8 protein-coding genes are annotated in these 12,278 nt (G+C 48.1%); all 8 read left to right on the plus strand.

Annotated elements, in window-relative coordinates; genetic code table 11:
• The first annotated feature begins 1 nt into the window (after position 1).
• Positions 2 to 3,229: a type I restriction endonuclease subunit R gene (locus S1OALGB6SA_RS03815; protein WP_124032615.1), complete on the plus strand. Its 3,228-nt coding sequence runs from the start codon at positions 2 to 4 to the stop codon at positions 3,227 to 3,229.
• A gap of 2 nt (positions 3,230 to 3,231) precedes the next feature.
• The gene (locus S1OALGB6SA_RS03820) at positions 3,232 to 5,685 is read left to right on the plus strand and encodes an AAA family ATPase (RefSeq protein WP_124032616.1); all 2,454 of its coding nucleotides are present in this window, start codon (positions 3,232 to 3,234) and stop codon (positions 5,683 to 5,685) included.
• Positions 5,682 to 6,920 carry an exonuclease SbcCD subunit D C-terminal domain-containing protein gene (locus S1OALGB6SA_RS03825; protein WP_124032617.1) on the plus strand — a complete coding sequence of 413 codons (1,239 nt, stop codon included), beginning with the start codon at positions 5,682 to 5,684 and terminating at the stop codon, positions 6,918 to 6,920. Before S1OALGB6SA_RS03820 ends, S1OALGB6SA_RS03825 begins: the two co-directional genes overlap by 4 nt.
• Entirely contained in the window at positions 6,910 to 7,824 is a 915-nt protein-coding gene (locus S1OALGB6SA_RS03830) for a virulence RhuM family protein (protein ID WP_230204398.1), read from the plus strand. Before S1OALGB6SA_RS03825 ends, S1OALGB6SA_RS03830 begins: the two co-directional genes overlap by 11 nt.
• A 215-nt stretch (positions 7,825 to 8,039) precedes the next feature.
• Positions 8,040 to 11,297 (plus strand): AAA family ATPase, encoded by a 3,258-nt coding sequence (locus tag S1OALGB6SA_RS03835; RefSeq protein ID WP_124032618.1) that lies wholly within the window; start codon positions 8,040 to 8,042, stop codon positions 11,295 to 11,297.
• Positions 11,298 to 11,459: 162 nt separating this feature from the next.
• Positions 11,460 to 11,867: a hypothetical protein gene (locus S1OALGB6SA_RS03840; protein WP_124032619.1), complete on the plus strand. Its 408-nt coding sequence runs from the start codon at positions 11,460 to 11,462 to the stop codon at positions 11,865 to 11,867.
• 93 nt (positions 11,868 to 11,960) lie between these two features.
• Positions 11,961 to 12,206, plus strand: coding sequence for a hypothetical protein (locus S1OALGB6SA_RS03845; RefSeq protein WP_124032620.1), 246 nt, complete (start codon positions 11,961 to 11,963; stop codon positions 12,204 to 12,206).
• Positions 12,196 to 12,278 (plus strand): ADP-ribosylglycohydrolase family protein (locus tag S1OALGB6SA_RS11055; protein ID WP_503465868.1); only part of this gene is annotated, 83 nt, incomplete at its 3' end. The genes S1OALGB6SA_RS03845 and S1OALGB6SA_RS11055, both read left to right, overlap by 11 nt.

Consider the following 12,278-nt stretch of genomic DNA (forward strand, 5'->3'; position numbering starts at 1 on the left):
CATGAGCACCAAATTTACGGAGGAAAAATTAGAACTTGCAATCATCGAGCTTCTGGAAGTTGAAGGCTACGAGCACGTTCTTGGACAAACTATAGCAAGGGAACCTAATGAGGTTCTGATCAAGGAAGATTTAAAGGCATACCTGTTTAATCGGTATGCGGCCGATAACATTACCTCGAGCGAGGTTGAGTCTGTTGTCCGTAAGCTGGAGGTTTTTTCCGCGTCAGATCTTTACGAAAGCAACAAGGCCATCATGAAGATGGTCTCTGATGGCTTCCTGTTGAAGCGTGAAGACCGCAGCAAGAAAGATCTTTATATCCAGTTGCTGGACTATCGGGATCTTACTGAACTGCGTGAGCCGAAGCCGACAGAGGTTGAAACCGTCGTTGCCGAGGAAGTTGCTCCTTACAATACCACCCACAACATCTACAAGGTGGTGAATCAGTTCGAAATCCTTGGATATGAAAAACGGATACCGGACGGCATCATATACATCAATGGTTTGCCCTTAGTTGTTTTTGAATTCAAAAGCGCCATTCGTGAAGAGGCAACCATCCAAGATGCCTATGTTCAGCTGACAACCCGGTACCGCCGGGATATTCCGGAGCTGTTTAAATACAATGCGATTTGCGTGATCAGCGATGGTGTCAATAACAAGGCCGGTTCTTTCTTTGCCCCGTATGAGTTTTTCTATGCGTGGCGCAAAACCGATGGCGCAGACCTTGTTGAAAAAGATGGCATTGATTCCCTCTACACTATGGTCAAGGGGCTGTTCAATCTGCATCGGATCAGAGACATTATCCGAAACTTCATCTATTTCCCGGACACCTCTAAAAAGGATGAAAAAATCGTCTGTCGCTACCCTCAGTATTATGCCGCCACAAAACTTTATGAAAATATAAAGTTGCATCGCAGACCCGAGGGCGACGGTAAAGGTGGTACCCACTTTGGTGCGACCGGCTGCGGAAAAAGTTTCACCATGCTCTTTTTAACCCGGCTATTGATGAAAAGCGTGGATTTTTCCAGCCCGACTATCGTGCTTATAACGGATCGGACTGACTTGGATGATCAGTTGTCCGGCCAGTTTACCAATGCGAAAGGCTATGTGGGTGATGAAAGCATCATCAGCGTGGAAAGCCGTCAGCACCTTCGTGAATTACTAAAGGGGCGTAACAGCGGCGGTGTTTTCCTGACCACGATTCATAAATTTACTGAAGATACCGAGCTGCTGACGGATCGCAGCAATGTGATTTGCATTTCAGACGAGGCTCACCGAAGCCAGGTCAATCTGGATCAGAAAGTTCGGGTTACGGAAAATGGTGTCACACGCACCTTTGGGTTTGCCAAATACCTCCATGATTCGCTTCCCAATGCAACCTATGTTGGCTTCACTGGAACGCCGATTGATGCAACGCTGGATGTGTTTGGTGAGGTAATCGATGCCTATACCATGACGGAATCCGTCAAGGATGAGATCACTGTTCGTATCGTTTATGAAGGCCGGGCTGCAAAGGTGCTGCTGGATAACAGCAAGCTTAAGGAGATTGAAGATTACTACGCCAAGTGCGCGGAAGATGGTGCATCCGACTATCAGATTGAGGAAAGCAAGAAGGCTAATGCCCAAATGAATGCCATTCTTGGTGATCCCGACCGGATCAAGGCGCTGGCTCAGGATTTTGTTAAGCACTATGAGAATCGTGTTTCAGAAGGTTCTACTGTTAAAGGCAAGGCTATGTTTGTCAGTTCAAGCAGGCAGATTGCCTATGACTTCTACAAAGAAGTTATCGCACTGCGGCCGGAATGGGCTGAAATAAAGGTATGTGAGGAAGGTGCTGAGCTGACCGAGAAAGAGCGCAAGGAAATCAAGCCAATGGAACGGATCAAGATGATCATGACCCGTGGCAAGGATGACCCAAAAAAGCTTTACGATATTCTTGGAAACAAGGACTACCGCAAGGAACTGGACAGGCAGTTTAAAAATGGGAAATCGAATTTCAAAATAGCCATAGTCGTTGATATGTGGCTAACAGGATTTGACGTCCCATTTCTGGATACCATTTATATCGACAAGCCAATTCAGCGGCACAACCTGATTCAAACCATATCCCGCGTTAACCGCAAATTTGAAGGCAAAGAGAAAGGTTTGGTGGTCGACTATATCGGCATCAAACGGCAGATGAATCAGGCACTTGCTCAGTATTCCAAGGCCGACAGCTCCAACTTTGAAGAAGTAAAACAGTCCATAGTTGTTGTTAAAGACCATCTGGATCTGCTCGGAAAGCTGTTCCACAAATTTGACAAAACCGCATACTTTTCAGGGTCCCCACCACAACAGCTTGAGTGCCTGAATATGGCTGCCGAATTTGTTCAGGTTACTCAGGAGATTGAAAAACGCTTCATGTATTTGGTTAAGCGTTTGAAAGCAGCCTATGACATATGTTGCGGAAGCGATGCTTTCAGCCAGACCGAACGGGATCATATTCACTTCTATCTCGCCGTAAGGTCTGTCGTATTCAAGCTAACAAAGGGCAATGCTCCTGACACCGCTCAAATGAACGCTCGTGTGCGAGAGATGATAAAGGAAGCCCTGCAAAGCGACGGCGTGGAAGAGATCTTGAAAATGGGTGAAGACCACGGAAAGGAAGTCGACATCTTTGATGATGAATACCTCGCCAAGATTGAAAAGATCAAACTGCCGAACACTAAGATAAAACTTCTGCAGCTGCTGCTTGCCAAAGCTATCGATGACTTCAAGAAGGTCAACAAGATCAAGGGGACAGACTTCTCAAAGAAATTCAAAGCCCTTGTAGAGAAATACAACGAACGCAAGGAACAGGATGTTCTGGTCAGCAACGTACTGGAGGACTTCACCGATGAGATCATCGATTTATTCCATGCGCTCAAAAAGGAAAAGGAATCCTTCGGCGACTTCGGCATCGACTTCGAGGAAAAGGCTTTTTATGACATCCTTATGGCTCTGGCGATCAAATATCACTTTGAGTACCCGGAAGACAAGCTCCTGAACCTTGCCAAGGAGGTTAAGAAGGTCGTTGATGATAAATCCAGATTTACCGACTGGAATGGGCGTGACGACATTAAAGCCGAATTGAAGGTCGAGCTGATCCTCCTGCTTGCCAAGCACGAATACCCACCTGTCGACCGCGACGAGGTCTATAAAGAGATCTTCGAGCAGGCTGAAAACTTCAAAAAATATCAGGGGGCTAAATAGCGATGAGCGGTGAGATAAAGAAAATTGAATCGATAAAAAAAATGGCGGTTTTTCAGAACTTCCGATGGGCGCCATCTGTCAGGGATGGCGGCAAAAACATCGCTGAGTTTAAAAAAATCAACATTCTTTATGGCCGGAACTACTCCGGTAAAACAACGCTCTCGCGGATTTTCAGAGCTCTTGAAACCGGTTCGATCTCAGACAAATACAGTTCACCTGAATTTCAGTTGTCCTTTGACGGTGGCAACAATGCCACGCAAAACTCATTAAATGGCCATGGTCAAGTGGTTCGGGTTTTCAATGAGGACTTTGTCCGGGACAACCTGCGTTTCATTGTTGATGACGAGCAGACCATTAATCCATTCGCCATCTTGGGGGAAGACAACACAAAGCTTGAGGAGGAAATCGAAAAACAAGAAACCGAACTTGGGAGGGAAGAGGACAAGTCAGGACTGCTGGGGGAGCTCCTCGGTGCTGAGGAAAAGTTTAAAGAGTCTCGAAAGGCTCATGGCGACAAATCGTCAGAATTGGAGAAAAAGCTAAGTGACAAAGCCAATAAGGCAGGCACTGGAATTAAGCACAATAGAACGTTTGGTGATGCCAACTACAATGTTACCAAAATAAAAAAAGACATCTCGACTGTTACCAAAGACACTTATTCTCCGCTTACTGATGGGCAGGTGGGCAAGTTTCACAACCTCCTTAGAGAAGAACCCAAACCGGAGATTGCGGAATCATCATCATTTAACCTTCAATACACTGAGATCACTTCAAAGGCTAAAGAGCTAATTGAAAAAAAGATTCAGGCATCTGATCCAATTCAGGAATTGCTAAACGATGCTGCTCTGGCAACATGGGTGAGAAATGGTCGGGAGCATCATAAGGGAAAAAGGGACAAGTGTGCATTTTGCGGTAACGACCTCCCTTCGGACCTATGGGAAAAACTGGACAAGCATTTTAATCAGGAGTCTGAAGAGCTTCGTCAAGCATTGGAAACCCTGCTTGGATTGATTGAACGTGAGCGATCCCGAGTTCCTAATCTACTGAAAATCAAAAACTCGGATTTCTACTCTGACTTTGCAGATGACTTGGATTCGCGGGCAGAAGAGTTATTGACCTTATCAACGTCTTACATTGAGAGTCTGGATTCTACAAAAGAACAGATCGAAAAACGAAGAGATGACATTTTTACGCCTCTTGAATTTAATGCACCTGATTCGGTTGAAAAAGATTTAGATGCGGTCAGAGATTCGTATGAGCAACTCAGAAACGAATCCAACCAGTTTACAGCTTCACTAAGAAGCGCCGGCCAATCTGAAGCTCGTGCGGCTCTCCGCCTCCATGAGGTCTATACATTCACAAACGACATTAAGTATGGAGACGAGTGTACGGCCATTGAGGCACTGAATGAGGCTATGGACAAAGCGAAGGAAGCTAAAAACACCGTAAAAGAAAAAGTTGATGTAAAACGAGAAAAGATCGCTGAACTGAAGACCCAGTTAAAAGATGAAAGCAAGGGAGCTGACCGGGTAAACTATTATTTGAACAATTTCTTCGGCCACCAGTCTCTCTCACTCAAAGCCATTGAAGAAACCCTCGGGGACGCGTCATCTGGATACCGGTTTGAGGTAACTCGAAACGACAAAAAAGCATTCCACCTCAGCAAGGGCGAATGCAGCCTGATAGCTTTCTGTTACTTCATGGCCAAGCTTGAAGACATAGAGACTAAAGGCAGCCAACCGATCATCTGGATCGACGATCCTGTCTCCAGCTTAGATGCAAACCATATCTTTTTTGTCTACAGCCTTATTAATGCCGAGATTGTAACGCCGGAGAAATATGAAGATGGCGGTGAGATAAAGGAACGTGATCGTTTTAAGCAGCTATTTATTTCGACTCACAACCTGGACTTTTTGAAGTATCTGAAGCGGCTTCCCGGTGCTTTGAACAAAAACAAGTCTCAATACTTTATCATTACCCGAACGGATCAAGTCAGTGACATTACATTGATGCCGCGATACCTGAAAGACTACGTCACAGAGTTCAATTTCCTGTTTCATCAAATTTATAAGTGCGCCCACGCCCAGATCAAGTGTGATGAAAATCATGATTGCTACTACAACTTTGGGAACAATGCCCGGAAGTTTCTTGAAGCATTCTTGTACTACAAGTACCCCAATGCCGTGGAGAAAGATGACAAGTTGGCGCGTTTTTTCGGTGATGATGCATTGGCCACATCATTAACGGATCGTATAAACAATGAGTTCTCCCATTTAGCGGGTGTATTTGAGAGAAGTGTTTTACCTATTGATGTTCCAGAGATGAAGACCACAGCAAACTTCATTTTGCGGAAAATCAAGGAAAAGGACCCCGATCAGTACGCGGCCCTACTTCAAAGTATCGGCGTGACCGAGGAACCTGCTGAAGAGCTTCAAATAATAGTGGAGGCTCAATGAAAATCCTCCACACATCAGACTGGCATTTAGGCCGCTCCCTTTACGGACGGAAACGCTATGAGGAGTTTTCAGCGTTTCTGGATTGGCTGGTTCAAACCATTGAAGATGAAAAGGTTGATGCTCTGCTTGTTGCCGGTGATGTGTTCGATACCAGTACGCCCAGCAACCGGGCGCAGGAGCTTTACTATCGCTTTCTCTGCCGGGTTGCGGCATCCTGCTGCCGTCATGTTGTGGTGGTTGCCGGGAATCATGATTCGCCGTCATTTCTGAATGCCCCGAAGGAACTGCTTCGGGCGCTGAATGTGTATGTGGTCGGCTCCATGACCGATGTATTGGAGGATGAGGTCTTTATTCTTCAAACAGATGATAAGCCGGAGGCCGTTGTCTGTGCTGTGCCTTACTTGCGAGATAAGGATATCCGCACGGTCGAGCCGGGAGAAACCATCGATGATAAAAACGCCAAGCTCGTTGAAGGACTGAAAAACCATTACTCCGATGTTTGTGCGATTGCCGAACAGAAACGAGCCGAATTCAAAAGTGCCGGGCATGAAGGTATTCCCATCGTTGCCATGGGCCACCTCTTCACGGCAGGCGGCAAGACCGTTGACGGTGATGGTGTCCGGGAACTTTATGTGGGATCGCTGGCACATGTCGGTGAAGATGTTTTCCCCTCGTCAATCGATTATCTGGCCCTCGGGCATTTACATGTTCCTCAGGCGGTCGGCAGCGCGGAGCACATCCGCTACTGTGGTTCGCCCATCCCAATGGGCTACGGCGAAGCGACTCAGGAAAAGAAGATCGTGCTCATAGAGTGGGGCAGCACCATGCCAAATATCCAAGAGCTCCCCGTACCGTGTTTTCAGGAGCTGGTCCGCATTGTCGGATCGCTGGATGATATCCATGCCAAGCTGGAGGAACTCAAAAAGGAAGAGAGCTCTGCATGGCTTGAGATTGAATACACCGGCAACGACATCATCGGCAACCTGCGCGAGATGCTCGACGAGGCCATGGCCGACTCTGCCATGGAAATCAGGCGGATCAAAAACCGTCGCGTCATGGACCGGGTGATCAGCACGGCCCGAGAAGATGAAACCCTCGATGATCTGGATGCCGGGGATGTTTTCACCCGCTGTCTGGATGCTTTTGAGGTGCCCGATGAAGACCGTGAGGAACTGACGGACTCCTATAACGAAATAATCAAGGATTTGATGGAGGAAGATATAAATGCCGAATAAATCAAAAAAAGAACCACCGTTAAATCCCGATGACCACGGATTGGAACCGGCTAAAGGGCAGTTTCTGGTTTATCAGGCAGAAGATGGCAAACTGAAGCTGGATGTGCGGTTTGAGGATGAATCGGTATGGCTAACCCAGCAGTTGATGGCAGACCTGTTCCAAAGCTCCAAGCAGAACGTAAGCCACCATATTAACTCGATTTATGAAGAAGGCGAACTCCAGCCGGAGGCAACTGTCAAAAAATATTTGACAGTTCGATCCGAGGGAAATCGCCAGGTCAAACGCATGCTGGATTATTACAATCTGGACATGATTATTTCTGTTGGATATCGGATAAAAAGCCATGTTGCCACACGTTTCCGCATCTGGGCTACCCAAAAGTTGACCGAGTTTATCAAAAAAGGATTTGTGCTGGATGACGAGCGACTGAAAAACCCGGATCTGCCTTTTGATTACTTTGAAGAGCTGGAACGGCGCATTCAGGACATCCGTACCTCTGAGCGCCGTTTTTATCAGAAAATTGCCGATATTTACGCCACCAGCATCGATTACGATCCAACGCTGGATATCAGCATTGAGTTCTTCAAAACCGTGCAGAATAAAATGCACTGGGCGATCACGGGGCAGACGGCGGCGGAAATCATTCATTCCAGAGCAGATGCCGACAAACCGAACATGGACTTGACCAATTACCGTGGTGCTAAAGTCCGCAAACAGGATGTGACAATTGCCAAAAATTACCTGAATGAGGAGGAATTAGCCGCACTGAATAATCTGGTTGAACAATATCTCATCTTTGCTCAGGGGCAGGCCATGCGCCGTGTCCCAATGCACATGAGCGATTGGATTAAAAAGCAGCTTCATGACCCTCAACGACCGGGATATTCTTACGCATGCCGGTAAAATCTCCCATGAAATGGCCAGACAACTGGCGGAAGGTGAATATGACAAATTTCACACCAACCGTCTGACTGAATCAAGTAAACAAATCAGTGACTTTGACAAAGTGGTTAAGCAAATTGAATCTACGAAAAAGAAAGGGGCAAAATCATGAACAATACTCTTTCGTGGTTTAAAAATATCTGTGTTTATCAGTGTCTACCTGTGGTTTTGTCGTCATGAAGATACTTGAACTCAGATTTAAGAACCTCAACTCCCTCTATGGTGAATGGGTAATAGACTTTACCGATCCCGAATATGTATCCAACGGCATCTTTGCTCTGACCGGTCCGACCGGTGCGGGCAAGTCGACGATTCTTGATGCCGTCTGTCTGGCCCTGTATGGAGCCACGCCCCGCCTTGGAAAAATCACCAAGAGCGGGAATGAGATAATGTCCCGCCAGACCGGTGAATGCTATGCCGAGGTACTCTTTGAATCCCAGGCTGGCCGATTCCGCTGCCACTGGGAACAGCGCCGGGCACGGAAAAAGGCTGAAGGCAACCTGCAGGATCAGGAGCACCAGATTGCAGACGCCGATACCGGTAAACCAATCGAAACCAAGAAAAGCCTTGTTGGCGGTGTCATTGAAGAAAAAACCGGGATGGACTTTGACCGTTTCACCCGCTCCATTCTGCTGGCACAAGGCGGCTTCGATACCTTCCTCAAGGCTGACGTTGAGCAGAAATCCAAGATACTCGAGCAGATCACCGGTACCGAGATTTATTCGGAAATCTCACGCCGGGTTCATGAGCGTCAACGTGACGAGCGGGAAAAGCTGAATATCCTGAACGCCGAAACCTCCGGCATCGTGATTCTGGAGCCGGAGCAGGAAAAGGAAATTCAGGATGACCTTACGGCCAAGCAGAAGCAGGAGACTGAGCTTGCCGAAAAATCAACCGAAACCGGGAAGGCCATCACATGGTTGACCACTATTGATAACCTGAAAAGGGAGATTTTTAGTCTTACAGATGAAGCCGCCAAGCTGAAGGCCGATACTGAGGCGTTCAAGCCGGAACGGGCCAAACTTGAACAGGCCGTTAAAGCCGCATCACTGGACGGAACATACGCAACGCTCGCATCCCTCCGCAAGCAGCAGGCTGACGATCAGACCTCCTTAAAAACGGATGAAGCCGCACTTCCAGAACTGGAAACATCGGCAAACACACAAGCTGAGGCGCTTAAGGCTGCCGAACAAATTACCCTCAAATCCAAAGAGGATCTCAAAACAGCCGCCCCGTTGATCCAAAAAATCCGGTCACTGGACCAAAAAATTGCCGAACAGACAAAGACTGTATCGGAAGGTGCTGATGCCTGCATCAAGGGAGCCGCAAAGATTGAGACCGACAAGCAGGCCCGGTTGAAGGAACAGGAAAAACGGACTGCCGCAGAGAAAACATTGGAAGCTGCAGAGCTGTACCTCAACGAAAACGCCCGGGATGAATGGCTGATCAGTGGACTGGCCGGAGTTGAAGAACAATTCGGCAACCTGCTCGCCAAACAGCAGGAGATTACGCAGAAAGAAACTGATCTCAAAAAAGCCGATACGGTCGTGACAGATGCCACAAAGAAACTGGAGACTGCCACCAAGCAATGCTCCCTCAAAAAACAGGAGCTGGAGACCGCCGGCAAAAATCTTCAGCAAGGTAAGGAGGCCTTGAGCGCATTGCTGGGAGACAAACTGCTTCGGGAATATCGCACCGAGAAGGAGACCCTGCTTCGTGAAATGGCTTTTATCAGGAAAATAGAGGAGCTTGAAGACCACCGGGCCAAGCTGGAAGATGGCAAACCGTGCCCTCTCTGCGGCGCGACCGAACACCCCTTTGCCGAGGGGAATGTCCCGGTCCCCGATGAAATCGAGCAAAAGATAGAATCGCTGACCAAGCTGATCGACACGGCAGACGAGCAGGAAGCGGCCATCAAAAAACTGGAACAGGCAGAAACCACTGCCCGTAACAATTTGAACAATAGCGAGAAGCTGGAAACCGAAGCCGCCAATAACAAGAAGGCCGCAGAAAAAACGCTCACGGAATTGAAGGATGCCCTCAAGAAACTTCGAACCGGCTTTAATGAACTCAAGTTGGCAGTTTCCGGGAAACTCCAGCCACTGGGTATCACGGAAATTCCTGAGTCAGAGGTCGAGGCACTGCTCGAATCCCTCAAATCAAGACTGAAGGCATGGCAGGAACAGGCAAAGCTAAAAACCGACATCGAGAAACAGATTGCTGACATCAGCAGCGAGATGAAGCGTCTGGATGCCGTGATTGATACGCAGGTCAAGGCTCTCACTGAAAAGCAGGAAAATCTGGAGCGACTGAAAAAGGAACTGGCCGACGGTACAAAAGAGCGAAAGGAATTGTATGGCGACAAAAACCCTGATGATGAAGAAAGCCGACTGAACAAAGCCATTACCGACGCTGAAAAGGCTGAGAAGAAAACCAGAGACCTGAACACCGAGCTGCAACAGAAGCTGACAACGGCGAAGACCCATATTGAAGCCCTGAAGAAGCGCATTGAGCACAGAACGCCTGAACTGGAAAAAGCGGAAACTGACTTTTCCGCAGCTCTGACTCCGGCAGGCTTTGCCGATGAGAAATCCTTCCTCGAAGCCAGACTATCTCATGAAGAGCGGGAATCTTTATCTTCCCGGGCCAAGGAACTCGATGACGCGGGAACGGAGCTCAAAGCCAAACAGAAAGACCGGGAGACGCGTCTGGCCACGGAGATCGCCAAAAAGCTCACGGACAAGACGTTTGAGGAACTGGAACCGCAGTTCAAAGTGTATGAAGAATCCCTGAAAGAATTGCGCGATGCTATTGCCGGGCTCAAACACAAGCTGAATGAGAATACGGCAGCCAAAGAGCGGATAAAAGAAAAGCAGTCCGCCATTGAGGCCCAGAAGAAAGAGTGCCATCGCTGGGAAAAGCTGCATGGCCTCATCGGTTCTGCCGACGGTAAAAAGTACCGAAACTTTGCTCAGGGATTAACCTTTGAGTTGATGGTTTCCCATGCCAACCGACAGCTGGAAAAAATGACCGACCGCTATCTGCTGATACGTGATGAACAGCAGCCACTGGAATTGAATGTCGTCGATAACTATCAGGCAGGTGAAATCCGGTCGACCAGGAACCTGTCCGGCGGTGAAAGCTTCATCGTCAGCCTGACGCTGGCGTTAGGGCTGTCGAAAATGGCCAGCCGGAAAGTACGGGTGGATTCCCTGTTTCTGGATGAAGGCTTCGGCACCTTGGATGAAGAAGCTCTGGAGACCGCTCTGGAAACATTGTCCGGCCTGCAGCAGGACGCCAAGCTGATTGGAATCATCTCCCACGTATCTGCAATGAAAGAAAGAATCAGCACCCAGATAAACATCACACCAGTATCCGGTGGCCGCAGCTCGCTGTCCGGCCCGGGATGTACAAAGGTGGTTAAAAGTGAATAACAGGGAGAGATACTGACGGCAAAAAGGAGATACCTGACAAAATCCAGATTCAAACTGGCAACTGAATGCCCGACCAAGCTCTTCTACATTGGGAAAAGCGAATATGCCAACCAGAACCTTGATGACAGTTTCCTTCTTGCGCTGGCCGATGGCGGCTTTCAGGTGGGCGATCTGGCTAAATGTTATTTTCCCGGTGGTCACGATATCAAAACACTGGATTACGACGAGGCTCTCGCTGAAACCAACAGACTGCTACATGGTGGCAGTGATCAAGCACTGAGCTTTACACAGCGGGTTGATCTGTTTGCAGAACACTATGCATCGGATGCCAAAATACCGTCACCGGTATCAACCAACTGCCCCGGCTGCGAGTTTTATACAAAGGATGGTGAGGAAGAGTCCGGCTTGCTGAGCGAAAAGAAAGAATGCTGGAAAGCGAATCTGGGCTGGAAGGACGGCGATTTCGAGAGTCCAACCGTACTTGATGTCTGGAACTTCAGGAAAAAGGGCAAACTGATTGAGGCGAGATGGTGGTGCAGCCCTGACCGCTTATGCCCGGATGCAGTTTGAAGAAATGTCGGAATATGAGCGTGAGGAGATCCGGAAGGCTCTGTTCAAGTATTGCGAATTGGATACCATGGCAATGGTCATGATTTATGAAGGTTGGAAGGACCTTCTGCAACAGGAACAACAGAACTGAAGGTACAAAAAATGTCAGCCAACCTGATCGAAACAACTCTCAACATCTCAAGCACTGACTTGGCTTACATACTTGAATTCGCTGAAACTGCAGCAAAGAACTTAAGGGATGAACTCCGTAACGAGCTTGTGGATCTCGATCTGGACGACGAGGCCCTTGACGGAATTGCAGAAATAGCACGAGAGGAAAAACGTAAACTTGGAAACTAAACGATCCAGAGCCCAAGGATGCCTGCTTGGCCAGCTTGCCGGTGATGCGCTGGGAAGTCTGGTTGAGTTTCA

Origin of the sequence: Olavius algarvensis spirochete endosymbiont, assembly GCA_900608495.1 — a bacterium.
Lineage (GTDB): Bacteria > Spirochaetota > Spirochaetia > DSM-2461 > DSM-2461 > UBA2779.

Bases quoted from the DNA above. Each gene is read 5' to 3' on its own strand.
- S1OALGB6SA_RS03815 (WP_124032615.1), top strand. From the start codon at position 2: ATGAGCACCAAATTTACGGAGGAAAAATTAGAACTTGCAATCATCGAG.
- S1OALGB6SA_RS03820 (WP_124032616.1), top strand. From the start codon at position 3,232: ATGAGCGGTGAGATAAAGAAAATTGAATCGATAAAAAAAATGGCGGTT.
- S1OALGB6SA_RS03825 (WP_124032617.1), top strand. From the start codon at position 5,682: ATGAAAATCCTCCACACATCAGACTGGCATTTAGGCCGCTCCCTTTAC.
- S1OALGB6SA_RS03830 (WP_230204398.1), top strand. From the start codon at position 6,910: ATGCCGAATAAATCAAAAAAAGAACCACCGTTAAATCCCGATGACCAC.
- S1OALGB6SA_RS03835 (WP_124032618.1), top strand. From the start codon at position 8,040: ATGAAGATACTTGAACTCAGATTTAAGAACCTCAACTCCCTCTATGGT.